The 26256-nt window shown below is 47.8% G+C and carries 22 protein-coding genes and 1 pseudogene; 22 read left to right on the top strand and 1 reads right to left on the bottom strand.

Annotated features, from left to right (window positions below):
* The 7 genes and pseudogenes from ACO0LC_RS06435 to istB form a co-directional block, all read left to right on the top strand.
* Positions 1–3128 (top strand): polymorphic toxin-type HINT domain-containing protein (locus ACO0LC_RS06435; protein WP_423001783.1); only part of this gene is annotated, 3128 nt, incomplete at its 5' end.
* 11 nt (positions 3129–3139) lie between these two features.
* Positions 3140–3544 (top strand): hypothetical protein, encoded by a 405-nt coding sequence (locus ACO0LC_RS06430; protein ID WP_423001781.1) that lies wholly within the window; start codon positions 3140–3142, stop codon positions 3542–3544.
* Positions 3545–3947: 403 nt separating this feature from the next.
* Positions 3948–4121 (top strand): hypothetical protein, encoded by a 174-nt coding sequence (locus ACO0LC_RS06425; RefSeq protein WP_423001779.1) that lies wholly within the window; start codon positions 3948–3950, stop codon positions 4119–4121.
* Positions 4090–4284 (top strand): annotated as a pseudogene (locus ACO0LC_RS06420) (IS3 family transposase); the annotation flags it as partial. The gene ACO0LC_RS06425 and the pseudogene ACO0LC_RS06420, both read left to right, overlap by 32 nt.
* Before the next feature lie 423 nt (positions 4285–4707).
* Positions 4708–5043 carry a helix-turn-helix domain-containing protein gene (locus tag ACO0LC_RS06415; protein WP_423001777.1) on the top strand — a complete coding sequence of 112 codons (336 nt, stop codon included), beginning with the start codon at positions 4708–4710 and terminating at the stop codon, positions 5041–5043.
* 261 nt (positions 5044–5304) lie between these two features.
* Positions 5305–6837, top strand: a complete 1533-nt coding sequence (gene istA / locus ACO0LC_RS06410) for an IS21 family transposase (RefSeq protein WP_423001775.1) — start codon at positions 5305–5307, stop codon at positions 6835–6837.
* Positions 6838–6860: 23 nt separating this feature from the next.
* Positions 6861–7601, top strand: coding sequence for an IS21-like element helper ATPase IstB (gene istB / locus ACO0LC_RS06405; protein ID WP_423001773.1), 741 nt, complete (start codon positions 6861–6863; stop codon positions 7599–7601).
* 320 nt (positions 7602–7921) lie between these two features.
* Here the strand turns inward: istB and ACO0LC_RS06400 are convergent, their stop codons facing one another.
* On the bottom strand, positions 7922–8404 hold the full coding sequence (locus ACO0LC_RS06400) for a hypothetical protein (protein WP_423001771.1): 483 nt from the start codon (positions 8402–8404) through the stop codon (positions 7922–7924).
* Positions 8405–8932: 528 nt separating this feature from the next.
* Between ACO0LC_RS06400 and scpB the strand changes: the two genes are divergently transcribed.
* The 15 genes from scpB to ACO0LC_RS06325 all read left to right on the top strand — a co-directional run bounded on the left by scpB (position 8933) and on the right by ACO0LC_RS06325 (position 26179).
* The gene (scpB, locus tag ACO0LC_RS06395) at positions 8933–10006 is read left to right on the top strand and encodes an SMC-Scp complex subunit ScpB (RefSeq protein WP_423001769.1); all 1074 of its coding nucleotides are present in this window, start codon (positions 8933–8935) and stop codon (positions 10004–10006) included.
* The gene (locus ACO0LC_RS06390; RefSeq protein WP_423001767.1) at positions 9987–11906 is read left to right on the top strand and encodes a pseudouridine synthase; all 1920 of its coding nucleotides are present in this window, start codon (positions 9987–9989) and stop codon (positions 11904–11906) included. The genes scpB and ACO0LC_RS06390 overlap by 20 nt, the downstream gene beginning before the upstream one ends.
* Positions 11907–12202: 296 nt before the next feature.
* The gene (gene rimP, locus ACO0LC_RS06385; protein WP_422953239.1) at positions 12203–12688 is read left to right on the top strand and encodes a ribosome maturation factor RimP; all 486 of its coding nucleotides are present in this window, start codon (positions 12203–12205) and stop codon (positions 12686–12688) included.
* Positions 12685–14244 carry a transcription termination factor NusA gene (gene nusA / locus ACO0LC_RS06380; protein ID WP_423001764.1) on the top strand — a complete coding sequence of 520 codons (1560 nt, stop codon included), beginning with the start codon at positions 12685–12687 and terminating at the stop codon, positions 14242–14244. Before rimP ends, nusA begins: the two co-directional genes overlap by 4 nt.
* Before the next feature lie 47 nt (positions 14245–14291).
* A complete protein-coding gene (infB, locus tag ACO0LC_RS06375; protein WP_423001762.1) occupies positions 14292–17180 on the top strand; it encodes a translation initiation factor IF-2 in 2889 nt (962 codons plus the stop codon).
* A gap of 57 nt (positions 17181–17237) precedes the next feature.
* Positions 17238–17627, top strand: a complete 390-nt coding sequence (gene rbfA / locus ACO0LC_RS06370; protein ID WP_423001760.1) for a 30S ribosome-binding factor RbfA — start codon at positions 17238–17240, stop codon at positions 17625–17627.
* Positions 17628–17673: 46 nt separating this feature from the next.
* Positions 17674–18606: a tRNA pseudouridine(55) synthase TruB gene (gene truB / locus ACO0LC_RS06365; protein ID WP_423001758.1), complete on the top strand. Its 933-nt coding sequence runs from the start codon at positions 17674–17676 to the stop codon at positions 18604–18606.
* Between the two features lie 123 nt (positions 18607–18729).
* Positions 18730–20562, top strand: a complete 1833-nt coding sequence (typA, locus tag ACO0LC_RS06360; RefSeq protein ID WP_423001756.1) for a translational GTPase TypA — start codon at positions 18730–18732, stop codon at positions 20560–20562.
* Positions 20563–20669: 107 nt separating this feature from the next.
* Complete coding sequence (locus ACO0LC_RS06355; protein ID WP_423001754.1) at positions 20670–21545, top strand: DMT family transporter; 876 nt, start codon at positions 20670–20672, stop codon at positions 21543–21545.
* A gap of 88 nt (positions 21546–21633) precedes the next feature.
* Positions 21634–23022, top strand: coding sequence for a tRNA 5-hydroxyuridine modification protein YegQ (yegQ, locus tag ACO0LC_RS06350; protein ID WP_423001752.1), 1389 nt, complete (start codon positions 21634–21636; stop codon positions 23020–23022).
* A 76-nt stretch (positions 23023–23098) separates the two neighbouring features.
* Complete coding sequence (locus tag ACO0LC_RS06345) at positions 23099–23263, top strand: hypothetical protein (RefSeq protein ID WP_423001750.1); 165 nt, start codon at positions 23099–23101, stop codon at positions 23261–23263.
* A 163-nt stretch (positions 23264–23426) separates the two neighbouring features.
* The gene (locus ACO0LC_RS06340) at positions 23427–23717 is read left to right on the top strand and encodes a DUF1294 domain-containing protein (RefSeq protein ID WP_423001748.1); all 291 of its coding nucleotides are present in this window, start codon (positions 23427–23429) and stop codon (positions 23715–23717) included.
* Positions 23718–23833: 116 nt separating this feature from the next.
* Positions 23834–24223, top strand: a complete 390-nt coding sequence (locus ACO0LC_RS06335; RefSeq protein WP_423001746.1) for a cupin domain-containing protein — start codon at positions 23834–23836, stop codon at positions 24221–24223.
* A gap of 186 nt (positions 24224–24409) precedes the next feature.
* On the top strand, positions 24410–25411 hold the full coding sequence (gene dusA / locus ACO0LC_RS06330) for a tRNA dihydrouridine(20/20a) synthase DusA (RefSeq protein ID WP_423001744.1): 1002 nt from the start codon (positions 24410–24412) through the stop codon (positions 25409–25411).
* A gap of 231 nt (positions 25412–25642) precedes the next feature.
* Positions 25643–26179: a hypothetical protein gene (locus ACO0LC_RS06325; protein WP_423001742.1), complete on the top strand. Its 537-nt coding sequence runs from the start codon at positions 25643–25645 to the stop codon at positions 26177–26179.
* Positions 26180–26256 lie beyond the last annotated feature (77 nt).

Genomic DNA, 26256 nt, shown 5'->3' with positions numbered 1-26256 from the left:
TGGCGGTGGTTGACGATGGAAAAGAGGTTGCTGATGCTGCTGACGTCAGTGAAATGAGTCTGGATGCTGGGGATGAAGCTGGGAATGAAAGCGCAAGCTTTAGTCCAATGTCGTTCATGATGATGCGCGCGAGCTTGAATGCCAGTGCGGCCAGTGTTGAGGATCAATTAGGAGCATTGCAGGTGCAATACGATACCGTGATAGGAGACTTGTCGTGGTCGCTCAATGAACAGTTCCGTTTGCAATCACTGCACACGGCAGAAGGCGATGCACAGGCAGTGACATTGCAGACCCGTATCAATGATCTACGAGCCCAGTTATCTGCAATATGGCAGAAAATGGAAAATCTGCGTAACCAGGGAACTGATCCAGGCGGCTCCAGCAATCCAGGCGGCAGCACTGTTCCAGGCTTGCCACCCACATTGCCCGATCCCGTTGTTTCAACGGTAATGGGCACGTTGCAAGATGCATTGGCGTTCCGTTCTGGTACGCTTATGGGGGCAACAGTGCAGATACAGCAAATTACAGCAGCTAATCCACCCAATGCAAATGCATTGTTGAATGCTTGGCACACTTATGTTAATGGCTTACAAGCACAAATCGCTAGCATACAAGCGCAGATACAGGTCTTGTTGGGGAATACACCGCCGGTCACCCCCACAGATCCGGGTAATCCATCGAATCCGACAACACCCACGACACCAACCACACCAACGACGCCGACCACGCCTACCTTACCGCAGCCACCGGCTTTGCCTCCGGCAGTCGATTCTAACGATCTGGGCATGCTGCAGGCAGAGTTGAATTACCGTGTTGATTTGTTGGCCAAAGCGACTACCAAGTTGCAGGAGCTGACGGCATCCAATCCAACGGCGACTTCGACGCTGACTGCGTGGCAGACTTATATCACGAGCTTGCAAGCGCAGATCAGTAGTACCAATGCGAAGATTGCGGCTTTGCAGCCTACCACACCATCAGGACCGACTTCGCCTACATCAGTCGAAGTTCAGCAAAATAATGATTTTAAGACAGCGACTGCTGCGATCAACGCAACGAACACGCAGACAACTGGAAGTTATATCAGTAATTTGAATTTGGGGAGTGTGAATACGGCGCAGGCTAGGACGGGAGCGCTTAATTATCCTGCGCCAGCTCCTCAGGCTGCGCCTTCTCAGCATGGATCAAGTTTTAGCATGGAAGAGCCGACCCCTGAGGAAACTTTGATATTTCTTAGAGAAACTAAGAAATATATCCTTGATACTGAGGCTGCGGATGACACATCTTCTGACGGGAATGAAGTTAAGGATGCACTCATTGATGCAGGATACCAATATTCAGGTAACCTGACTAATATTGTAGCAGGTGGCCGTGATGCAAGTAAGGTGGATCAAGAAACGAAAGACCTAATACCAGGCGGTGCTGTCTACACCGGATACATTGATGGCGTCAAAACGGAAGCTTGGGGAATTCCTGGCACGGGATTTATTTCTCTTTCTGGAAGCGGTAATGGAAATGGCTCAGGTAGCTCTGGCTCGCAATCAAATAACGTAGATGGTGGTAATAAAGGTGGAAACATTGATGGTAGTAAGGGCGGAAATACGGGAGGGGATATTGATGGTGGTAGTAAGGGCGGAAACACAGGCGGAAACACAGGTGGAAACACAGGCGGAAACACAGGTGGAAACACAGGCGGAAACACAGGTGGAAACACAGGTGGAAACACAGGTGGAAACACAGGTGGAAACACAGGTGGAAACACAGGTGGAAACACAGGTGGAAACACAGGCGGAAACACAGGCGGAAACACAGGTGGAAACACAGGTGTTGGTAGTAAGAGCGGAAGTACGGGGGGAAATACAGGATCAAACACAGGAGGGACGCATCCTACGATGGGGGGCGTTCTCGGTGATATCGCCACGAATGCACCTATTGGCGTTCTCAAAGGAGTCGTTAATGTTGTTCCTGAAACCGCAGTGGACGTACTCAAAGGGATTACCTTCTTAACAGCGGGTGTAGTAGCCCATTTTGATCAGGCACGATCGGATGAAATGTTTGCAGCAGTTGATAACATGGATGGTCGGGTATGGCAATATAACGGTGTCGCACAAGAGATAGGGGGAGCCTTCGGTAGTTTTATTGGGCCTGGAATAATTACTGCAGCTGCTAATTCAATACTGACCATCCTCGGCAAAGTTTTGAGAACAGGTCAAGAAGTTAGAACAGTAGAAACAGTAAGCGGCCGTCAAACAACAGAAACTGGCGGCGGTTGTTTTATAAAAGGAACTTTGGTTCATACACAGGACGGACTGAGGCCAATTGAAGACATTCGCATTGGTGACTGGGTATTATCTCAACCAGAAGATACTGGAGAACTCAGCTATAGATTTGTTGCAAACACATTTGTGTTTCAGGACAAAGAAATTTACAGAGTTGACTATATCAATGGACTCGGTATTGCTGAAACACTCTTTACCACGCCAAATCATCCTTTCTGGGTAAGAAATGTAGGTTGGGTTCGTGCTGACCATTTGCATGTCAATCAAATTCTAGAATTAAATGACAAATCACATGCTGTAGTAACCCGGGTGGAGGATACTGGTGCAATACAGGAAGTGTTTAACTTTGAGGTTGATGGATTCCATACTTACTATGTTGGTGATATGGGGATATGGGTGCATAATTCTCAGGTTTGTACAGTCTCTGGAGATGGCTTGTCCTTTCGCAAGGATCTATCTCAACACTTGACTGGACCAGATGGATTTTCTGGCGGAAAATTAAGCGGTACGCACAATGTTGATAATGCTATCGCAGAGTTACAAACAAAAAATGCTACGACCAATTTGACGCCGACAAACACGAATGGGATTTCTATTCTTGACTATAGTTACGTTAAGCCGAATGGTAATCTTGTTACAGGTACTAAAACTGTTTATGATCCCAAAATTTTTAGCGATGCAGTAATGGTCGAATATGCTCAAACTGCGGGGCAGCAAGCTTGGACCAAATATTTGGTGGATACATCAAAGACTTCGTTTGAAGAAATAGTTGGGGGTGTGAATTTTAAAGTTTATGTAAATTACGACAGTGCCGGTACCGCTTATATCGGCAACGTTCACCCTATACAGTAAGAGGTTCAAATATGGATTATTATCAATCTGCTTTTGGCAAATTTAACCCACAAGGCGATCCACATGTTGCAGTTAAATTTATTCTAAACATTCTTGTTAGTGAAGAACGTTTTTCGGATCTGTTATGTTTGCTAACAGATGGAAATCAAATTGGGGCGTTGGAAGGTGTCCCTGGCTGGATAATAGAGAGGCGGAGAATAAATGCTTCTGGCGCTATTGATTATTTTTCTGAATGGCCAAAAGATGCAAAGTTTCATGCTTATGTAGATCCAAGTGAATTTGAGTTGGCTAGTCCTAGCATGTTCATGAACGAAGATACTTTTCATGGATTTGTTAGGCTTGCAATAAATGCGTATTCTGAAAAAAACACTTCAAAATCAGATTATGTCGAAAAAGTGAGCAATTTGTTACATTAGGGCAAAAATCGAGGTTACGAGAGCCGGGGCCACGGTTTTTTTCCATACATTTCTAGTGGAACGCAAGCAACAGCGAGTTTATGTATGACTATTTTTGATTTTTTTAATACATCTTAGATTCGACTTCGCCATACTATGATTTGTAGCAATGTATTATTAAATAATTAACGATCCAGAATGCGGTAAGCTCTACGGCAAAATAGAATGCCGCGAAAGCCGGGGTCAGGTCTTACATTCATACATTTTCTAAGAATAGAATTGTCGCAATATAAGACCTGATAATCATCTAGCCGCCTCCCTCCTTTGGCTCACGCCAGCGGAGGGAGGCGGCTAGATGATTATCAGGTCTTTCGTTCATACATTTTTGAAGTAAACATCTTGCATGGAGGCGACGGTAGGGGGCATGGTACCCATCACTTATCGCGCCTCCAACGTCACACGCCGAGGCTACGACGCCCGTGGCCAACTGCTACAAGAAACCCATACTGATGGCGGCATCGTCAAACATGCCTACGACTACTTCGGCAACCAGGTACAGGGTAAGCGTACAGCCGCTCTGGGGAAGCCTGAAAAATGAACTGATACATCATCAGCGCTATGCAACACGTGCTGATGCACAAGCGGCTATCCAAGAATACATTGAAAGCTTTTATAACCGCCAGCGACGTCACTCGCGTCTTGGCAATATATCGCCAGCCTTATTTGCTGAAAATTTTAATCGGCAGTCACAGGCAGCTTAGAACATGAGTGTCCGCTATTGACAGTACACATCAGTATGGTTCAACTAATTATTTTTTTCGAATGCATAAAATTCATATTGAATCTTCTATTTATATAAACTTCTTAACGCTAACTTCATAATTGCCCGTAAAGTTATAAATAATGTTAGATATTTTGGAAATTATATAAATGTTGCCAAAAGGCCTCTTTTATTTAACAAATCAATTTATTTTTATTTCGTTCTAAATTCAGAAAAAAAGAAAGGCATGCAAGTAATTCTCATCAAAAACAAATGCTATTTAACGCATTTCGAAAGAAAAAAAATATTAAAAAATACGATTGAAATATTTGTCTAAGTATTTGTTTTTGTTAAGTATTTACATCTTGCAAGAAAGCCTGCAATTGTATAAAGTGGCAAGCCTATTTGCAGATTAGAGAATGGAATGCAAGAGACTCCACTTGGAAATTTTCTACGGCAACATCGAGTAAAAATGAACTATTCGCAAAAGGCTTTTGCAAGTCTTGTCGGCGTTAGTGAGTCTTATCTTTCGCGTATTGAAAATGGCACTTCGAGCCCGCGCAGTGGAGCACTACTAAAGAAATTATCTGAGGCCCTTAAAATTTACGCCGGATGTCACTGCGTCGCTATTTTTCGCAGCTCAAACTTCACAGCGCATTCTTCAGTTGCCAGATGGACTATGCTCAGTAGGGTATTCGACTGCCCATTTATTTGTACAATCAATTTTAGCTTTGCAAGAAGAAGATTTTTTACAAATTGAGCCCATCTGCAACAAATATCAAAACAAGGAAATGAAATGAATATGAAACGATAATAAAAAGGGAAAAAGCAAACGGCTCACCGAAGTGAGCCGCGAAGTACTAATTCATCAACTGGGGAGCTGATGATCGTACTCTACGACTACAATCGCCGCTTGTCAAGCAGCGATTGTAGTCGCTCGCTTTCTTCCCATAAAAATCAAATAAAAAGATTCTTTTAGGATCGTTGTTTATGCTCGCCCAGAATAAAGTAGAGGCAAGAAATGCGACAAAAAAGAGAGATGCTGCGGCTGAATTTAGTGCAATGTATGTCGAACCGGACGATCGGAAAAATCTTTGGGGTTTCACACAACACTGTGGGGAACCTTGTTCGGGCAGCAAAACGAGCAGAGTTAGATTGGGCACAAATAGAAACGCTTGACGACACTCAATTGGAACAGAAGCTCTTCTCAGAGCGGCGTATTAAAAATCGGAACACTGCTCGTCCGTTACCAGACATGTTAGCGATTCATACAGAAATGCAGCGCGATAATATGACCTTATATCTTCTGTGGGAGGAATATAGGTTGCGTGAAAATAATGGGTATAGATATAGTCAATTTTGCCATCATTATCGTCAATTCCGAAACACTCTTCGGATTTCGATGCGCCAAGTTCACAAAGCGGGCGAAAAAATGTTTGTCGATTTTTCTGGGAAACGACCCAAAATAGTAAATCCCGACACAGGAGAAACTACGTACGTCGAACTTTTCGTTGCAGTTCTTGGCGCATCAAATTTTACTTACTGCGAAGCTATTCCTAGCCAGACAATTCCATATTGGATCAAGGCAAATGTGAACGCTTTAAAATATTTTGCAGGTGTGCCTAAGATAATCGTGCCCGACAATCTGAAATCAGCGGTAAGCAAACCAGACCTTTATGAACCGAAGATTCAAATCAACTATCAGCAATTTGCTCAGCATTTTGGAGTGGCAATAGTCCCCGCCCGGGTTCGTCGGCCAAAAGACAAACCAAAAGTGGAAGGAGCAGTACTCCTTGTACAGCGTTGGATTTTACTGCGATTGAGAAATCAAACTTTTTTCTCAATCGCAGACTTGAATATTGAAATTAGAAAATTGCTGGAAGATCTAAATAATCGACCATTTAAAAAAATTCCTGGATGTCGCCGGACTAGATATGACGAAATCGACAGACCTGCTTTAAGTCCTCTGCCGGCCCAAGAATTCGAGTATTCACAAATACGTAGAGTTCTTGTTGGCCCTGATTATCATGTCGAGCATCTTGGGCATTACTACAGTGTTCCCTATACTCTTATAAGAGAGAAAATTGAGTTACGAATTCTCTCCGATGTAATTGAAATTTTATTCAGTGGGAAGCGTGTAGCGATTCAAAAAATATGTAATATCGTCGGAGAAAAAACTACGCTTACTGAACATATGCCAGCGCAGCATGTGCATTTCCAAATGTGGACGCCGGACACGATCAGGGAGTGGGGAAAAAAGGTCGGGCCATTTTCCACCCAATTTATACATTACCATCTTGTCGAACGTGGCGAACCATATGCTGGGCAAAAAACTTGCGTTGGATTAATTAATCTGAAAAATAAATTTGAATTGAACAGGATCGAAATGGCCTGTCGAAGGGCTTGTGCAATAAAAGTTTTAACTCTCAAATCTGTAAAGTCGATTTTACAAAGTGGCACTGAATCGCTGCCATTGCCACACGTGGAATCTTCAGAAGAAAAAATTGTACAGCAACCACACAAAAACATCCGCGGCGCTAACTATTACCAATAATAATTTTAGGCAAAGGAATAACTATGATGATGCAACACACGCTTGAGCGATTGAATTCATTACGTCTCCATGGAATGGCTGCGGCACTTGAACAGCAAATGACGTCAATGCATGCGAATGACTTATCCTTCGAAGAACGCATTTCTTTTATAGTTGATAATGAATTTACGTCAAGGGAAAGTAAAAAAATTACACGCTTACTTCAAAGTGCAAAGTTAAAAGAAAACGCAATGCTGGAAGATGTGATCTATAAGAATAGATCAGGTCTGGATAAGCAATATGTGGCTTCTCTTTCATTATGTGCTTGGATAAAAAACCACCACAATTTGATAATCACAGGCGCAACTGGAAATGGAAAAACCTGGCTTGCATGTGCGTTTGCCCAGCAAGCTTGTCGTAATCTTTTGTCGGCCAGCTATAACTGGACCCCCACACTGCTTAAGGAATTAGAAGTTGCTCACCTTGATGGCAGCTTCAGGAAGCGAATGAATCAATTGGCAAAAATGGAATTGGTCATCATTGATGATTTTGGAATAAAACCAATTCCTGCTTCTGCTGCGCACGACCTTCTTGAAATTATTGATGCGCGAGTAAACAAAAAATCGTTAATAATTACAAGTCAGTATCCAATAGAAAATTGGCATAGTTTAATAGGTGACGATACTATCGCTGATGCAATTCTAGACCGGGTAGTCCATAACTCACACCGTATCAAATTGGTAGGTGAATCTTTAAGGAAACGGAAAAAGCCTTTGGAGATATAACCTAGAAGACTAACTCGAAAATAAAGCCAAACAAATCTTAAGTAAAGGGACAGCAATGTTCCTTTTTTTATTTAAAATTTTCAAACATGTAAAACGGCTATATCAACACTATGTGGTCAAAGCATATCATATTAGGTGGTTGCCCTTTACCGGAATAGATGGTCAAACTAAATGGAATATGCAATAGCATATCGCAGCTCTGTGCGTGGTCTTATGGATATGCAGGTCAATCTCGATTATGGTGGAAAGATGATTTACTGGAATGAGTCTGATGGAAGCCTATAGGAGATGCTGATGGTAAGTTATGCGCGACAGACGAATTAAGGTTTTTGAATAAAAGAGAAGCGGTAATTTTCAAAGAAACGGAAGGCGATGTCGCTAACTTCGGAAAGATTGACCTCTATGTCATCAATCTGTGCTGCTTCCCCGTGTCCGTGCGCCCAGGCGTCAACACAATCTACGCTTGCACCTTGTTGTATCAATGCGCGGATGCAGGCTGCAATTTGACGACTTGCTTCGATCGCATTATTTTCTTCATGAAACCATGCTTCAGGTTCACCAAAGCCGAGTTCTATGCTGCCGCCTGACAAATGTCTGAAGTGGCAGCTGCACCCGACATCAGAGGCAAGAAACCATTTATTCTTGAACTGCAAATATTTTTCTTCGGGGATGTCTGGATTTCTGATGAACTGAACAAGATCACTATTTGTGAGTGACAAATCATCATCTGATGAGGTGCTTAGTATGGTCATGAAACACATAGCGTGGTCGCTTTTATCGCTGATCAAGGTATATTGTGTCACGGCCCCGTGCTTTATTGTTAATTGAGTTGCAATTAATGCTTACACGGTAGGTGTTTTTAAGTGGGGTTGCTCAGATTTTCTCGTGCAGACTTTCTTAATGCGTGTTAATCTCGCGCTATTGCAGTTGCATGCAAAAAAGTGCTATTAGAAAGCTTGTGGTTGGCTTTTTGGATTGAGTGTAGAAGTAGTGTGAAGGCAAATATTGCCCTCTACTTGTTCTGCGCAGACAGAATTGATGGAAAAAGCCACGTCTTAGCGTGGCTTTTTTATTGTTTGTTGACGATATTTTTGATTGTCTGCGAATTTCTGGACTACAATCCAGTGTCTACTAATTTTAGGGATTGTGCGCTGCTAAGTTCTTTGCGCGCTCCATGCAGTCCCAGCCGCCCGCATAAAGGGCGTTGCTGCCAGGTTGGTGGCAACAAATTTAATACAAAACTGGTGTGAGTAATGGCAACTGATGGCGTAAGGTATCAGCTGCCGTGCTGCATGACATCAACTAAATAAACCCGTGTACTTAAGATTTGCATGAATACTGCTGAGGCAAAACGAGTCCTCGAAACAGCCTTGTTATGCGCACCCGAGCCGCTGACCGTCAATACGATGAAAAAGCTGTTTCAGGATGCGGATGATCAAGGTGATGTAGTTGGCGCTGATACCATCAAATTGATGCTGGAAGGCTTGCGTACTGACTGGTCTGACAAGGGTATAGAACTGGTAGCCTTATCAACAGGCTGGCGCTTCCAGAGTAAGCCAGAAATGCGCGCCTACATAGACAGGTTGAATCCTGAGAAGCCACCAAAATATTCCAGGGCCACCCTGGAAACCCTGGCGATTATCGCCTATCGGCAGCCCGTGACACGTGGGGATATAGAAGAAATTCGCGGCGTGACTGTGGCATCGCAGATGATCAAGACCCTGGAAGATCGTGGCTGGATAGAAAGTATAGGCCACAGGGATGTGCCAGGACGGCCGTCGCTATTCGCCACGACCAAGCAGTTTTTGGATGATCTGGGCTTGTCCTCGCTGGACCAGTTGCCTCCTTTGCAGCAGGTGAAGAGGGATGTCGAGGATGAGGTCGTGCCAGAGTTGGCAGCCCTGGATGGTGGCATGTTTGCTGCTGTCGAGGCGGATGCTCTGGTAGTGGAGTCTGTAACTGGTGCTGATTCTGTTCCCGAGCAAACAAGGGATATGGATTTGTCTGAGCTTGGCACATCTGGTGTGAAATCGGCAATTCAAGATGCACAACAGCAAGCGAATATCTCGCAAGATGCCGAAGTTGAATCTGGGCAAGAGTCGGTAGAGCAAGCTGATGTTGAGTCTCAATTTGATATGTCTGGCGGTGTTGTAATCGACGGCGGACTAGGGGTGCAGGCAGTTGATGGAATGATTGAGGCTGCAAGTGAAGTAAAAACTGAAGAAGCACCAGGGCAGGTAGTAAAAGAAATTACAGAAGAAATAAGTGAGGTTGGGGGAGATTCTCAACATATCACGCAATTGAGTGATCAGGCGGCTGATAGCGCAGCGCCGGATAGTGTACCGGGCGCTGCAGCGAGTCAGTTGCCTCCAATAGAACTGAAGAATGAATCCAATGAATCCTGAAGATGTGAATGCTGACCAAGCAGATGGTGGTGCGGGCGCAAATGATAATGGCCCTGCTGGTGGTGATGCGAAGCCGGCAAAGCGTGCTGTGCGTAGCCCGCGCAGTAGCGTAAGCCGATCCAAGTCCAAGCAAGAGAATGCGGAGCAGTCAGCAGGGGCTGCAGAGGTGGCGGTGATAGCATCAACGACTGATGCGGTAGACGCGCCGGTAAAAAAAGCACGCGCGCCGCGCGCTCCTAAAGAACCAGGAGCGGCACCACGCGCCAGTCGCAGTAAGGCCAAGGCTGCAGATGTTGCCGTGGATCAAGTGGTTGTTGTGCAAGAGATGGTTGTAGTAGCTGAGCCAGTTGTACAGATGGAAAAAATTGAGCGTACCGATCGTAGCGAACGCCCACCCCGCACAGAGCGTGCGCCTAGGGCTGATCGCGCAGAACGTGGCGAAAAATCTGAACGTCCGGTCCGTGCTGATCGTGGTGAGCGTACCGATAGGGTGGAGCGTTCAGATCGTGGTGAACGCGGCGAGCGTAGTGACCGCAATGATCGTGGTCCGCGCCAAAACGCTGGTCAGGCAGGCGCCAATAAATCCAAGCGACCACAGCAACAAACTCGCGGTGGTCGCCCTGGTGCTGCCAGCAATGCGGATGATGTGTTCTCCTTCGTTACTTCCGAGGCATTTGATTCGGGTGCTGCTGATGATGTCAAGGGTAAAGGTCGCGGCAAGCCTGTGCGTCGCGATCTGACTGCGGATGATGATGCGCCTAAATTGCATAAGGTATTGGCTGAAGCTGGCCTGGGTTCACGCCGTGACATGGAGGAGCTGATCGTCGCTGGCCGTGTATCTGTCAATGGTGAGCCGGCCCATATAGGTCAAAGAATTCTGCCGACTGACCAGGTGCGCATCAATGGCAAGCCCATCATGCGTAAAGTCAGTAAAAAACCACCGCGCGTGCTGATTTATCATAAGCCTGCTGGTGAAATCGTCAGTACCAATGATCCTGAAGGTCGCGCATCTGTATTTGAAAGCCTGCCAACGATGAAAGTTGGTAAATGGCTGGCGGTGGGGCGTCTCGATTACAACACTGAAGGTTTGTTACTGTTTACTACCTCTGGTGACTTGGCAAACCGTCTGATGCATCCGCGTTATGGTATTGAACGTGAATACGCCGTTCGTACCCTGGGTGAGCTGGAAGAGGGTATGCGTCAGCGTCTGCTGGCAGGTGTTGAGTTGGAAGATGGTTTGGCTCAATTTTCTAAAATTACTGACGGTGGTGGCGAAGGTGTCAATAAATGGTATCGCGTCATCATTGGCGAGGGTCGTAACCGTGAGGTGCGCCGTATGTTCGAGGCTGTCGGTTTGACAGTTTCACGCCTGATACGTACCCGTTATGGTGCCATGACCTTGCCTGCCAATCTTAAGCGTGGTCGCTGGGAAGAGTTGGAAGAAGATGCGGTTCGCGCTTTGCTGAAATTGAGTGGACTGGAAAAAGCTGGTGGCGATAAACCCACTGCGCCAACCAAGGGTGGCAAGCCATTTGGCAATAAGGCACCTGGTTTTGGTACTGGTCCATTTAGCCAGAAGCAAGTTGGTTTTCCTATGTCCAGTGGACGTAGTGAGCGCGCCGAATATGGTGCGGGTCGTAGTGGTAATGCCAATGGTAATAGTGCATACGGCAACAAAACAGGTGGCAATGCAGGTAATCCGCGTAATGGAGCAGGCAGTGGTGCTGGTAATAATGCCAATAACGCTAATGGCAAAAAACGCAGCCGCCAGCCCGATCCGCTGCAAACTGCATTAGGTTTCCCGGATGCCGGGCAACAACGTCGCGGCCCTACATCACGTGGCAGTGGTCAGGCCATAGGCCAGGGAATTGCTGCGCGCAGACGCTCTCGCGGTGCCTGATGTTTTTTGCTTGTTTTAAGCGTTTTGCAGTAGCGGGACGTGTTGAAATTGCCTCGTTTTCCATTGCGACGAGGTAATTTATCGTTTATAATCTTGTAGTTAGCAGATTTAGCCTTTATTTGAAATTAAATCAGGGCGCTACAAAAAAGATGGGCAGTTGCCCATTTTTTTTTGGTTTTAGCGATTGGTATCGTATTGGGATAGCTGCGGCGCAGTGCTCAATAGTCAGAATCCTAAGGCATGTGGCGGGTTTTGCCCAGTTTGCAAATTGTCAGTGTGTTTTTCGGAGAATAAGTTTGGCTTTGTTGGATTTGATAGAAAAGACCGTCAACGGTACCGGATATGATCTGGTGGACTTCGAGCAAGCCGAACGCGGCTTGTTCAGGGTTTATATTGATTATTTGCCTGAAGATCTGGAGCGCGGCAATATTACGGTGGAAGACTGCGAAAAAGTCAGTCACCAGTTATCGCATGTGCTGACGGTTGAGAACGTCAATTACAGTCGCCTTGAAACTTCTTCCCCTGGTCTCGACAGGCCGCTCAAAAAAATCGCTGACTATGTGCGTTTCGCTGGTGAGAAAGCCAATGTGAAATTGCGTATGCCCATGCCGGGCACGCCAAATCGCAAAACTTTCGAAGGCGTCTTGCATGAGCCTGAAGGTGAAAATCTGAAGCTGGAATTTGAAGTAAAAGATGGGTCGGCCATGCTGGAGTTTACGCTGGCCGATGTGGATAAGGCACGCCTCGTGCCGCAAGTGGATTTTAGGAGTCGCAAAGCATGAGTCGTGATTTGTTGTTATTGGTGGATGTGCTGGCGCGTGAAAAGAACGTCGATGAAGAGGTTGTTTTCGGATCGCTGGAACATGCTTTGGCGCAAGCGACAAAAAAACGTTTTCCCGGTGAAGTTGATATTCGCGTAGAAATCGACCGTGATACTGGTGAATTCAGGTCTTTCCGCCGCTGGCACGTGGTGCCGGATGAGGCGGGTCTGCAATTGCCAGATCAGGAAATCCTGCATTTTGAAGCTGTGGAAGACGATCCTGAAATTCAGGTCAATGATTACATAGAAGAAGAAATCGAATCAGTAGACTTTGGTCGTCGTTTTGCTCAGGATACCAAGCAGGTTGTCTTGCAGCGTATCCGTGATGCGGAGCGTGAACAAATTCTGGCAGATTTCCTGGAGCGTGGCGATTCTCTGGTAACAGGCACCATCAAGCGCATGGAGCGTGGCGAAGCCGTGGTTGAGTCCGGCAAGATAGAAGCCCGTTTGCCACGTGACCAGATGATCCCTAAAGAAAATCTGCGTGTTGGTGATCGTGTCCGTGCCTACATCCTGCGCATAGACCGCAATGCCCGTGGCCCGCAAGTTATCTTGTCACGTACTGCACCAGAATTCATCATGAAACTGTTCGAGCTGGAAGTGCCAGAAATCGAGCAAGGTTCATTGGTTATCAAGTCCGCTGCGCGTGACCCTGGCGTACGTGCAAAAATCGCTGTGTTTACTGCCGATAAACGTATTGATCCTATCGGCACTTGCGTCGGTATGCGTGGTTCACGCGTACAGGCTGTAACTGGCGAGCTGGGTGGTGAGCGTGTCGATATCGTGCTGTGGTCTGAAGATCCAGCGCAATTCGTCATTGGCGCACTGGCACCGGCCAATGTTTCATCCATCATGGTGGATGAAGAAAAACACGGCATGGACGTGGTTGTTGATGAGGAAAATCTGGCAATTGCTATCGGCCGCAGTGGACAAAACGTTCGCCTGGCAGCTGAATTGACAGGCTGGCAAATCAATATCATGACTGCGGAAGAGTCTGCGAATAAAGCCGAGCAAGAAACTGCTGGCATCCGCAGCCTGTTCATGGAAAAACTCGACGTTGACCAGGAAGTCGCTGACATTCTGGTGGATGAAGGTTTCTCCAGTCTGGAAGAAATCGCTTATGTACCTATCAGCGAAATGCTGGAAATCGAAGCTTTCGATGAAGATACCGTCAATGAGTTGCGTAACCGCGCTCGTGATGCTTTGTTGACAGAGGCAATTGCTTCTGAAGAAGGCCTCGAAGGTATGGAAGATGAATTAGTCAATCTCGAAGGTATGACCCGCGTTACGGCAGGCAAGCTGGGTTTGGCTGGTATCAAGACCCTGGCGACTTTCGCTGGATTGGCTTATGACGAGTTTGGCGCGATTTTGGCATTGTCTGCCGACCGCGCACGTCAATTAATTAAAGATGCATTTGAAGATGTGACCGATGATGAGATGAAACTCATCGACGCTAAATATGATGATCAGGCCAAGGCGCTGTTAGCCAAAGCCTGGAAACTCGTAGAAGCTAAGTAATTCACGGGTTTCAATCTCATAACGCGCACATAGAAAAAGAGGACTGAATGGCGAGTAACAATGTAGCCCAATTTGCCACCGAGCTAACGATGTCAGCAGATTTGCTGCTCACGCAATTGCGTGCGGCGGGCGTCAGTAAGAGCTCAACGTCAGATTTGCTGACGAAGGAAGACAAAGATAAGTTGTTGGAACATCTGCGTCGTTCCCACGGCGTTTCTGCGGACACCGAAAAGAAGAAAATTACCTTGACTCGTAAGGAAACGACCGAGATCAAGCAAGCCGATGCGACTGGGAAGTCTCGTACCATTCAGGTAGAAGTTCGTAAAAAACGCACTTTCGTCAAACGTGATGATGCTCCTGCAGATGAAGCGCAGGCAGCAGTGCCAGTAGTGGATGCTGCTGAGCAGGCACGTCTTGATGAAGAAGCGCATCGCGAAGCTGAGTTGATCGCTCGTCAGGAAGCTGAATTGCTTGAGAAGCAAGAGCGCTTGGCCAAGTTGGAAGCTGAAAAAGAAGCGCAGGCGCAAGCCATGCGTGAAGCTGAATTGGCAGAAGCTGCCAAGGCAGAAGCTGAGCGCGTCAAGGCTGAGCAAGCTGCAGCCGCCGCCAAAGTGGCAAGCGCTGCCAACGCCAAATCTCCTGATGTAAAACCTGCAGAGGTCAAACCTGTGCAAGTTGCTGCTGACGAAGATAAAAAGCGTATCGATGCAGAAGATGCAAAGAAAAAAGCTGCAACGGATGCAAAAGAAGCTGCTGACCGTGCTGCTGCTACTGAAAAAGCCAGAAAAGCCGTGGCTGATGAAGTTGCGCAAATCAAAGAAATGATGAACGCGGCACGTCGCCCGGCCAAAGCACCTGAACCTGCTCCTGTAGTAGCGCCTAAGGTTGCTGAAGGTACTTTGCACAAGCCTGCTGATAAAAAAGCGGCCGAGAAAAAACCTGGTGCAGCGGTAGAGAAAAAAGACGAGAAAAAACCAGCTGTTGGCGACAAGAAGGCGATCAAATCTGCTAATGTGTCCTCAACATGGCAAGAAGACGCAGCCAAGAAACGTGGCGGCGGTCTGAAAACCCGTGGCGATACTTCTGGCGGTCGCGATGGCTGGAAGGGCGGTCCTAAAGGTCGTCGCAATAGTCACCATGATGACCGCGAAAGCAATTTCCAGGCACCGGTTGAAGCCATCGTCAAAGATGTATTCGTACCAGAGACCCTGACTGTTGCTGAGCTGGCGCATAAAATGTCCGTCAAGGCATCCGAAGTCATCAAGCATTTGATGAAACTGGGCCAGATGTGCACGATCAATCAGGTACTTGATCAGGAAACAGCAATGATCCTGGTTGAAGAGATGGGTCATAAAGCCTTTGCTGCAAAACTGGACGATCCTGAAGCCATGCTGACGGATACCACAGAGCACGGTGAATATGAATCCTTCCCACGCGCACCTGTGGTCACTGTCATGGGTCACGTTGACCATGGTAAAACATCTCTGCTGGATTACATCCGTCGCGCCAAAGTCGCGTCTGGTGAAGCTGGTGGCATTACGCAGCATATCGGTGCTTATCACGTAGAAACACCGCGTGGCATGATCACCTTCCTTGATACGCCAGGCCATGAAGCGTTTACCGCGATGCGTGCCCGTGGTGCCAAGGCGACCGATATTGTTATTCTGGTCGTGGCTGCGGATGACGGTGTCATGCCGCAAACCAAAGAAGCGATTGCCCATGCGAAAGCAGCTGGCGTGCCTTTGGTAGTTGCTATCAATAAAATTGATAAACCAGGTGCCAATGCAGATCGCGTGACACAAGAGTTGATCGCTGAAAGTGTCGTGCCTGAAGAATACGGTGGTGATTCACCATTCGTACAGGTATCTGCAAAAACTGGTCTGGGTATAGATTCCCTGCTGGAAAACGTGCTGTTGCAAGCCGAAGTGCTGGAATTGAAGGCACCAATAGAAGCGCCTGCTAAGGGTCTGGTCGTGGAAGCGCGTCTGGATAAAGGCCGCGGTACTGTTGCTACTATCCTGGTGCAGTCTGGCACCTTGAAACGTGGTGACGTGGTATTGGCTGGCTCAGCCTATGGTCGTGTTCGTGCGATGCTGGATGAAAATGGCGTGAATATCTCCGAGGCTGGCCCGTCCATCCCGGTAGAGATTCAAGGTCTGACAGAAGTGCCGTCCGCTGGTGAAGAAGTCATGGTCATGGCTGATGAACGCAAAGCGCGTGAAATCGCCCTGTTCCGTCAAGGTAAGTTCCGTGACGTCAAATTGGCGAAGCAGCAAGCGGCCAAGCTGGAAAACATGTTCGAAAACATGGGCGAAGGCGAAGTCAAGAACCTGCCTATCATCGTCAAGACCGACGTACAAGGTTCGCAAGAAGCGCTGGTGCAATCCCTGGTCAAATTGTCGACCAGCGAAGTGCGTGTGCAAGTTGTACATGCAGCAGTGGGTGGCATTTCCGAATCCGACGTCAATCTGGCGGTCGCTTCCAAAGCCGTCATCATCGGCTTTAACACCCGTGCTGATGCATCTGCCCGTAAATTGGCAGAATCTAACGGCGTTGACATCCGCTACTACAACATCATTTACGATGCGGTAGATGAAGTCAAAGCAGCTTTGTCTGGCATGTTGGCGCCAGAGAAGCGCGAACAGATTATTGGTATGGTTGAGATTCGCCAGGTCTTCGTGGTCAGCAAAGTTGGCGCAATTGCCGGCTGCCTGGTTACCGACGGTGTGGTCAAGCGTACTTCTTCTGTCCGTTTGCTGCGCAACAATGTGGTGACCTGGACAGGCGAGCTGGATTCGCTCAAGCGTTACAAAGACGATGCCAAAGAAGTCAAAGCCGGTTTGGAATGCGGTCTTTCACTGAAAGGCTACAACGAGATTCAGGTTGGCGATCAGCTTGAAATATTTGAAGTACAAGAGATAGCACGTACTCTGTAACTCAAGATAACCCCGGACTAGTTCCGGGGTTGTGGTTTATGGAGATGTAAGAAAATTATGGCAAAACATAGCAAAAATATCCCCGGTCGTGGCCTGCGTGTAGCAGACCAGATTCAAAAAGACCTGGCAGAAATCATCTGGTCTGAATTAAAAGACCCGCGCGTCGGCATGATCACCTTGACTGAAGTACAGTTGACCCCTGATTATGCCCATGCAAAAGTGTATTTCACTACTTTGGTGGATGACCCGGTCGGCGTCAAAAATACCATAGAAGCTTTAGTCAAAGCGTCTGGCTTCCTGCGCAATCAACTGGGTTTGCGTCTGCATATCCATACTCTGCCGCAATTGCATTTCGTGCATGACACATCTACCATCCGTGGAATCGCCATGTCGAAACTGATAGACGAAGCCAATGCCACCCGCGCCAAAGACGACGGCGAAGAGTAATTCCCGAACGATACATTGCGCAGCCTGGCAACAGGCTGCTGACAACATGACGACTCCGCAGATAAAAAGAAAGCGCGTGCCTGTGCACGGTGTATTGCTATTGGATAAGCCAGTTGGTTTTTCCAGTAATGACGCCCTTATCAAGGCCAAGCGCTTTTTGAATGCCGCCAAGGCCGGGCATACTGGCACGCTGGATCCATTTGCGACTGGCTTGCTGCCGCTGTGCTTTGGCGAAGCCACCAAGTTTTCTCAGGATTTGCTGGAAGCTGATAAAACCTACACCACGGTGGTGCACCTTGGCGTTACCACGACAACAGGAGACACCGAAGGTGATGTGCTGGAAGAAAAGCCGGTAGCGGTCAGTATTGAGCAAATCCAGCATGCTTTACAGCAATTTACTGGCCCCATACAGCAAGTGCCACCCATGTATTCGGCACTCAAGCGCGATGGCAAGCCTCTGTATGAATATGCACGTGCCGGTATCACGCTGGAGCGCGAGGCGCGTAGCGTCATTATTCATGAGCTGGAATTGCTGGCTTATGAAGCACCTTTTTTGAGTCTGAGAGTCAAATGCAGTAAAGGCACCTACGTGCGTGTACTGGGTGAAGATATAGGTGCAATGCTGGGCTGTGGTGCGCATTTGAAAGAATTGCGCCGTATCGGTGTGGGGCATCTTGTGCTGGAGAAATCCATTACCCTGGAGTATCTCGAAAGCTTGCCAGAGGCAGAGCGTCTGACATTGCTGGATCCGGTTGATGCCTTATTGTCCAGCTTTGACCCGGTTTACCTCACAGATGAGCTGTCGCGCCGCTTCCTGCATGGTCAGCGTCTGCCATTAAATAAAGAAGAAGTCGTTTTACCCATTGAAACTGGCCGCGTTCGCGTCTATCGTGAATCGGACGGACAGTTGCTGGGTTCGGCCCAGTTACAGGAATACGGCATACTCGCGCCTGAGCGCCTGATTGCCACTGAACATTAATTGTGTCATCGCGCCGTAGCAACTCCTTGAAATAATAGGAGTTTTTCTACTTTTGCGCTGCAACATGTTATAATCGCTGGTTATCCGATTTACCTCATAGATTTACCCAATAAGAACGCTATCATGTCTACTTCAAAACGCGCTATTCGTAACATCGCCATTATCGCTCACGTCGATCACGGCAAAACCACTCTGGTTGACCAGTTATTGCGTCAGTCCGGTACTTTCCGCGATAACCAGCAGGTTGATGCCCGTGTTATGGATTCGAATGATATCGAAAAAGAGCGCGGTATTACCATTTTGTCCAAGAACTGTGCTGTTGAGTACAAGGGCACACACATCAACATCGTTGATACCCCAGGCCATGCTGACTTTGGCGGTGAAGTAGAACGTGTTTTGTCCATGGTGGACAGTGTTTTGTTGCTGGTTGATGCACAAGAAGGCCCAATGCCACAAACGCGTTTTGTAACGCGTAAAGCACTGGCGCTGGGTTTGAAGCCTATCGTTGTCGTCAACAAGATTGACCGTGAAAACGCCGATCCACAAAAAGCCGTTAACGCGACTTTTGAATTGTTCGACAAACTCGGCGCAACTGATGAGCAACTCGATTTCCCTATCGTCTACGCATCCGGTTTCAAAGGCTATGCAGGTCTGGAAGACTCTGTGCGCGATGGCAATATGGAGCCATTGTTTGACGCTATTCTGGAACACGTTCCTGCGCGTGAAGATGATCCAGATGGTCCTTTGCAATTGCAAATCACATCCCTGGAATACTCTTCCTACGTTGGTAAAATCGGTGTTGGCCGTATCCTGCGTGGTCGCGTCAAGGCATTGCAAGATGTAGTCTGGATGAATGGCCCTGAAGACAAGCCAACCAAGGCACGTATTAATCAAGTATTGACTTTCAAAGGCCTGGACCGCGTTCTGGTTGATGAAGCACTAGCTGGTGACATCGTCCTGATCAACGGTATTGAAGAAATCGGTATTGGCTCTACTATCTGCGCACCGGATACGCCTGAAGGCTTGCCGATGTTGAAGATTGATGAACCAACTTTGACCATGAACTTCATGGTTAACAGCTCTCCACTGGCTGGCCGCGAAGGTAAATTCGTCACAACACGTCAAATCCGTGACCGTCTGGAGCGTGAATTGAAATCCAACATGGCTTTGCGCGTAGTGCAAGCTGAGGGTGATGATTCTACATATGAAGTTTCTGGCCGTGGTGAGTTGCATCTGACTATCCTGATCGAAAACATGCGTCGTGAAGGCTTTGAGCTGGCAGTATCCCGTCCACGTGTTGTTTTCAAAATGGTAGGCGACGTACGTCACGAACCATATGAAAACCTGACAGTTGACGTAGAAGAAGCCAACCAGGGTGGTGTCATGGAAGAGTTGGGTCGTCGTCGTGGTGACCTGCAAAACATGGAACCGGACGGCAAAGGTCGTGTACGTCTGGAATATCGTATTCCAGCACGTGGTCTGATCGGCTTCCAGGGCGAATTCATGACATTGACACGCGGTACAGGCTTGATGAGCCACGTGTTTGATGAATACGCACCAGTCGACAATTCCAAAGGCGAACTCGGTGGTCGTCGCAATGGCGTGCTGATCTCGCAAGATGATGGCGCAGCAGTTGCCTACGCTATCTGGAAATTGCAAGACCGTGGCCGTATGTTCGTCAGCCACAATGACCCAGTCTATGAAGGCATGATCATCGGTATCCACTCCCGTGACAATGACCTGGTTGTGAACCCGATCAAGGGCAAGCAATTGACCAACGTGCGTTCTTCCGGTACAGATGAAGCGGTACGCCTGGTACCACCTATCCAGTTGAACCTGGAATACGCGGTTGAGTTTATTGATGATGATGAACTTGTTGAAGTTACTCCTAAGAGTATCCGTTTGCGCAAGCGTTTCTTGAAAGAACACGAGCGTAAAAAGGCATCACGCGAATAAACTGAATGCTTCTGTCTAATGCGGCTGCCAGTCATGCCGCATGAAGATCAACCCGTTTTGCTCTCGCACTATAGTGAGGGTCAAACGGGTTTTTTATTTGGATGAATATGCAACATAAAATGACTCGCCGTATGGCGGTAATGCTGATGATATGTGCGGCGATCTTGTGGAGTATCGCTGGCGTATTTACCCGTCATCTTGAAGTGGCCCGTAATTTTGAAGTCACTTTCTGGCGCAGTTTTTTTGCTGCGGTATTTATTGCAGGTGTCATGCTCAGGCAATATAAATGGGCTTTTATTCCACGCTTGAAATTGTTGGGCAAGATTGGTTTCATGTCCGGCTGCATGTGGGCCACCATGTATAGCTGTTTCATGATCGCCCTGACCATGACTACGGTCGCTAATACCTCCATTATGGAAAGCCTGACGCCTTTGTTCACGGCTTTTCTAGCTTGGATGGTATTGCGCCAGCACATTCCTGCGCGTACCTGGTGGGCAATTGCTGCGGCTGGCGTGGGCATGTGCTGGATGTTTGCTGGTAGCTTGACGGAAGTGGATAGTCGCGGCCTGGCAGGCATGTTGATTGCGCTGGGTATACCATTTGCATCATCAGCGAACGTTATCATCCTCAAAAAAGGCGGGCATGCCGTTGATCTGGTGCCTGCGGTGTTTGTTGGTGGTAGTCTATCTGCATTGATTATGCTGCCATTGGCATGGCCATTTCAAACTTCATTGCATGATATTGCCATTCTGGCGATTTTGGGATTTTTTCAGTTGGGCTTGCCTTGCATGCTGATGGTCAGGGCATCCAATAGCCTGTCTGCGCCTGAGATAGCCTTGTTGTCACTACTTGAAGTTTTATTGGCGCCGATCTGGGCATGGTTGGGCGCGGGTGAGGTGCCTGCGCAGTCCAGCATGGTGGGTGGGGTGATTGTACTGACAGCATTGGTCTACAATGAATTGACCGATATGCGGCGTGATTGATCCGCATCAAATCTTGTAAAGGTAAATTTTGAAATGGCAGGGCAGGGATTTATGATCGCGAACATTTTTCTTTTCGGACTATCCTGCCATGACTGTCTCCTCAGCAAAAAACGCAATAAAATCCCCGGAACTTCTCTTGCCTGCCGGTTCGCTGGAAAAAATGCATGCCGCTTTCGACTTTGGTGCCGATGCAGTGTATGCAGGCCAGCCACGCTATAGCCTGCGTGCCCGCAATAATGAATTCTCTACTCTTGATGTATTGCAGCAGGGCATAGACGGTGCTCATGCGCGCGGCAAATTGTTTTTCGTCGCCAGCAATATCTTCCCGCACAATAGCAAACTCAAAACCTATCTGCGCGATATGGAACCGGTCATCAATATGAAGCCGGATGCACTCATCATGGCCGACCCCGGCCTCATCATGATGGTGCGTGAAAAGTGGCCAGAAGTGCCCGTGCATTTGTCCGTGCAAGCCAATGCCGTCAATTGGGCGGATGTCAGATTTTGGAAGAAAATGGGCCTGACACGCGTTATCCTGTCGCGTGAATTATCGCTCGATGAAATAGAAGAAATCCGCCAGCAATGCCCGGATATGGAGCTGGAAGTATTCGTGCACGGTGCCCTGTGTATCGCCTATTCTGGCCGTTGCCTGCTGTCTGGTTATTTCAATCATCGCGATCCCAATCAAGGCACATGCACCAATTCCTGTCGCTGGGATTACAAGGTTGAAAACGCCACCGAGAATGAAACCGGTGACCTGGCACGCATCCCGGTCGAGCGTATCCAGTTCAATTATCAGCAGGCTCTGGAAGAGGCCAATCAATCTTTTTCTGCCATGGGCGACATGCCGCGTCATCCCCTGGCTGATCGCCCCTATCTGATAGAGGAAGGTAGCAAGCCCGGTCAGTTCATGCCCATACTCGAAGATGAGCACGGTACCTACATCATGAATTCCAAGGACTTGCGCGCTGTTGAGCATGTAGAGCGCCTGGCAAAAATTGGCATCGATTCATTGAAGGTCGAAGGGCGCACCAAGTCCTTGTACTATGTCGCTCGTACCGCGCAAACCTACAGGCGTGCGATAGATGATGCAGTGGCAGGTCGTCCATTTGATACCAACTTGCTGGGGCAGTTGAATGGCCTCGCCAATCGCGGCTATACCGATGGTTTTTATCAGCGCCACCATACGCAAGAACATCAAAATTACATGGAAGGTGTATCAAAGGCGCACCGCAGCCAGTATGTGGGGCAAGTCTTGCAAGTGACAGATGGCTGGGCAGAGGTCGAAGTCAAAAACCGTTTTGCTGTTGGCGATGAGATAGAAATCATTTCACCGAATGGCAATGAAATGATCAGACTGGCCGAGATGCGCAATGCCGATAATCAACCTCTGAACATCATAGGTGGGGCAGGGCATAAGGTGCGCATTCCGCTGGATGCCAGGCATGAAAAAGCCCTGATAGCCAGGATGTTGTAATCAGGGAGTTGACGCTTTCTTCATGGCGTGTATTTTTGATTCAAAGGGATATCAAATTTGGCGCTGGAGCATGGCTATGAAAAGACAGCTACAGAGTTTCTTATTGACCTGCTCCCTGGTCATGATGTCTGCTATTGCATCAGCAGCAGAACCTTTGCCCATATCCGATGCCCACATGCATTACAACATCGAAACGCGCAGCACTTGGTCGCCGCAGCGTGTTATTGCCTTGTGGCGTTAGCTCGGCATACGCGCGTCGCATGCTGAGTAATTTACCAATGGATGTGGCAGAGTGCATTGCCTATAAGAATGGACTGGCGATGTTTGGTCTGTAATAATCCGGCTTCTTCCAATCAAATCAGCCTGGTATGGATTTTTTTTATCAAATTGTGGGGATTTTTCCCATGGTGCGCGCCGATTTGACGCTGCAATTGATAGTCATTGCTGTCGTTTATGTTGCCATGAGCATCATTACACTAACTATGTATGGCCTGGATAAGGCGGCGGCACGCAAGCGTGAATCCAGAATTTCCGAGCGTAGTCTGTTATTGTGTGGCTTGGCTTGCGGGTGGCCGGGTGCCATGTTGGCACAGAAATTATTTCGCCATAAGACTATCAAATCCTCTTTTCAACGGGTATTTGCGTGCACAGTTAGCCTTAATTGTCTGGCACTCTGTTTGTTTTTCTTTTTATAATTAATTTCAATAAACTTATTGATAAGGCATTATTCAATTGGTAAGATGATTTCTCTTGCTATAGAGAAGATCATGGTTACTGTTGCAGAAGAATCGCATTCTTAAGGAGCTTACGCATGAAAATAGAGCCCCAAAAAACCTATGTTGCGCTGGCTGCTGATGGTAGGGCGACTGTCATGGCCGGTGGGCCTGCATTCTGGCGCTTGCCTGAGTCGGATATTGAGGCTTTTGGCAAACACTGGCTGATTAGTGAGTTCAGTTGTGAAGCAGACTGGCCTAGCTGGGAAATGCATCCCCATGCAGATGAATTCGTCTATTTGCTGGCCGGGCTGGCTGATTTTCTCATTGAGCTTGATGACGCAGTTCAGCATATACATATGAAGGCCGGGGAGGCGGTGCTAGTGCCCAGAGGGCGTTGGCATACGGCAAAAATCTTTGCACCCAGCCGTATGCTGTTCATGACGCGCGGCGAAGGGACGCAGCACAAACCTGTATTCACGGCTTAATTCCTGAATGAGGCAGGGTATTCGCAGAGTCCAGGATTGTGATTCCTGTTGTCGTGGATTTGTCTTTGCATGTGCCACTCAATGGCGATTTCCCAATGACAAGGTACAATACGGTATTGTAAATTGCCGTCTTGTTTTATTGTGAATACAAAAGCACTACCCCCACGCCGCGTTTCTGTAGCCCCTATGCTCGATTGGACTGACAGGCATTGCCGCCAGTTCCACCGTTATATCACCCGCAACACCTGGTTGTACACCGAGATGGTGACAACTGGTTCACTCTTGCATGGTGATGTGCAACGTCATCTTGAGTTTAATCCTGGTGAACATCCGGTTGCTCTGCAACTGGGTGGCAGCGAGCTGGCTGATCTGGCGCATGCTGCCAGGCTGGGTGAGCAATGGGGTTATGATGAAATCAACCTGAATTGCGGCTGTCCGTCTGAACGCGTACAAAAAGGTGCATTTGGTGCCTGCCTGATGGCGGAGCCAAAACTGGTTGCCGATAGTGTCAAGGCGATGAAAGATGTGGTGTCTATTGACGTCACAGTCAAGCATCGCATAGGCATCAATGATGTGGATTCTTATGAATTCATGCGCGATTTTGTAGGTACTGTTGCTGATGCAGGTTGCAAAACCTTTATCGTCCATGCCCGTAATGCGATACTCAAGGGCTTGTCGCCAAGAGAAAACCGTGAAATCCCACCGCTTAAATATGGCTATGCCTATCGCCTGAAAAAAGAATTTCCTGATCTGGAAATCATACTCAACGGTGGCATCAAAACCCTGGAAGACATGGACTTGCACCTGCAACATGTCGACGGCGTCATGATAGGGCGTGAGGCTTATCATAACCCCTATTTCATGGCCAGCTTTGACGAGCGCTATTATGGCGACTCTACCCCGGTCAAGAGCAGGGAAGAGATTCTGCAGCACATGATCCCTTATATTCATCAGCAGTTGGCCTTGTATGGTAATGGTGGCAAGGGCTTGCGCCTCAATACTGTTGTGCGTCATATGTTGGGTCTCATGATGGGCCTGGTTGGTGCGCGGGTTTTTCGCCAGATATTGTCAGACAGTAAAAAACTTGCCTCTGGCAATCCAGAGTTATTGCTGGAAGCGGCGCAAGCCATGCAGAGTGTGATGGCATACGATAGAAGTCAGGAATCCCAGATGGATGCTGCAGCGTAGTCATAAGGGGTTTGCTCATGCGGGCAAAATTCAAGTCTGATACATGAGGAAATTTGTAAATGAAATCCGAGTATTCGTAAGAATTTGTAATACATGATGGAGTTGTATCTGTGCAGGAATATATTGCTTATGTTTCATTGCACGCTCCTTCAACTCACTACCTCAGTGAGATTTCGCCTACGCCTTTAAAGCGTAGGCTTTTTTATGTCCGCTCAATCGGCAGGAGTTTTTATGTGTACTTCCACCTTATGCAAAATCATCTTTTCCAGTTGCTTCGCCCTGCTATCTTCTGTAGCACAGGCCACGCCTGTCATGGAACTGCCCCTTGATACCATCCTGGCAAAAGCAGGGGAGTTGAAAAAAGACTTGAATTTAAATGCTAATCAGCAATTGCTATGGCAGCAGACTGAAAATAAATTAATCGCTATCCAGCACCAGCGCGAAAAACGCAGAGAGCGTCTGCAGGCCGAACTGGAGTTGCGTCTGAAGCAAAACAATATTGAATTGCGTGATCTGAGTCCGCAGATCGAGCAGGAAGAGCAAAGCACAGTGCAAGAAAACAAGCAAATGCGAGAGTTTGTGCTCATTCTCAATGATGCGCTGGATGACAAACAGCGCCAGTCCATGCAAATGTTGATTGCAAGTTACTTGCGCGCCACGGCAGAGGTGGGTAAGGCCAGGCACCAGGACAATACCGATGCGCCGCAGCGTAAAGCTGGCTTGGGGCGGCAGCGGGGTGGTATGGGGAATGGCGAAAATAAATTCTAATGAACCGTGCAATGAGTTTGGTGGTAATACCTTGTGCAATTGCAGCCAGTGTTCCAGTAGGAAACCCAGTGAATGCC

Origin of the sequence: Undibacterium sp. JH2W, from assembly GCF_049340425.1 — a bacterium.
In the GTDB taxonomy this organism is placed as follows: Bacteria; Pseudomonadota; Gammaproteobacteria; order Burkholderiales; family Burkholderiaceae_D; genus Undibacterium.
The sequence above is the reverse complement of the archived record's forward strand: the minus strand, read 5'-3'. Positions and strand labels throughout refer to the sequence as shown.

What these genes read in the sequence shown, in the direction of transcription:
- ACO0LC_RS06430 (WP_423001781.1), top strand. Translation starts at nt 3,140, where the DNA reads ATGGATTATTATCAATCTGCTTTTGGCAAATTTAACCCACAAGGCGAT.
- ACO0LC_RS06425 (WP_423001779.1), top strand. Translation starts at nt 3,948, where the DNA reads ATGGTACCCATCACTTATCGCGCCTCCAACGTCACACGCCGAGGCTAC.
- ACO0LC_RS06415 (WP_423001777.1), top strand. Translation starts at nt 4,708, where the DNA reads ATGCAAGAGACTCCACTTGGAAATTTTCTACGGCAACATCGAGTAAAA.
- istA (WP_423001775.1), top strand. Translation starts at nt 5,305, where the DNA reads ATGCGACAAAAAAGAGAGATGCTGCGGCTGAATTTAGTGCAATGTATG.
- istB (WP_423001773.1), top strand. Translation starts at nt 6,861, where the DNA reads ATGATGATGCAACACACGCTTGAGCGATTGAATTCATTACGTCTCCAT.
- scpB (WP_423001769.1), top strand. Translation starts at nt 8,933, where the DNA reads ATGAATACTGCTGAGGCAAAACGAGTCCTCGAAACAGCCTTGTTATGC.
- ACO0LC_RS06390 (WP_423001767.1), top strand. Translation starts at nt 9,987, where the DNA reads ATGAATCCAATGAATCCTGAAGATGTGAATGCTGACCAAGCAGATGGT.
- nusA (WP_423001764.1), top strand. Translation starts at nt 12,685, where the DNA reads ATGAGTCGTGATTTGTTGTTATTGGTGGATGTGCTGGCGCGTGAAAAG.
- infB (WP_423001762.1), top strand. Translation starts at nt 14,292, where the DNA reads ATGGCGAGTAACAATGTAGCCCAATTTGCCACCGAGCTAACGATGTCA.
- rbfA (WP_423001760.1), top strand. Translation starts at nt 17,238, where the DNA reads ATGGCAAAACATAGCAAAAATATCCCCGGTCGTGGCCTGCGTGTAGCA.
- truB (WP_423001758.1), top strand. Translation starts at nt 17,674, where the DNA reads ATGACGACTCCGCAGATAAAAAGAAAGCGCGTGCCTGTGCACGGTGTA.
- typA (WP_423001756.1), top strand. Translation starts at nt 18,730, where the DNA reads ATGTCTACTTCAAAACGCGCTATTCGTAACATCGCCATTATCGCTCAC.
- ACO0LC_RS06355 (WP_423001754.1), top strand. Translation starts at nt 20,670, where the DNA reads ATGCAACATAAAATGACTCGCCGTATGGCGGTAATGCTGATGATATGT.
- yegQ (WP_423001752.1), top strand. Translation starts at nt 21,634, where the DNA reads ATGACTGTCTCCTCAGCAAAAAACGCAATAAAATCCCCGGAACTTCTC.
- ACO0LC_RS06345 (WP_423001750.1), top strand. Translation starts at nt 23,099, where the DNA reads ATGAAAAGACAGCTACAGAGTTTCTTATTGACCTGCTCCCTGGTCATG.
- ACO0LC_RS06340 (WP_423001748.1), top strand. Translation starts at nt 23,427, where the DNA reads ATGGTGCGCGCCGATTTGACGCTGCAATTGATAGTCATTGCTGTCGTT.
- ACO0LC_RS06335 (WP_423001746.1), top strand. Translation starts at nt 23,834, where the DNA reads ATGAAAATAGAGCCCCAAAAAACCTATGTTGCGCTGGCTGCTGATGGT.
- dusA (WP_423001744.1), top strand. Translation starts at nt 24,410, where the DNA reads ATGCTCGATTGGACTGACAGGCATTGCCGCCAGTTCCACCGTTATATC.
- ACO0LC_RS06325 (WP_423001742.1), top strand. Translation starts at nt 25,643, where the DNA reads ATGTGTACTTCCACCTTATGCAAAATCATCTTTTCCAGTTGCTTCGCC.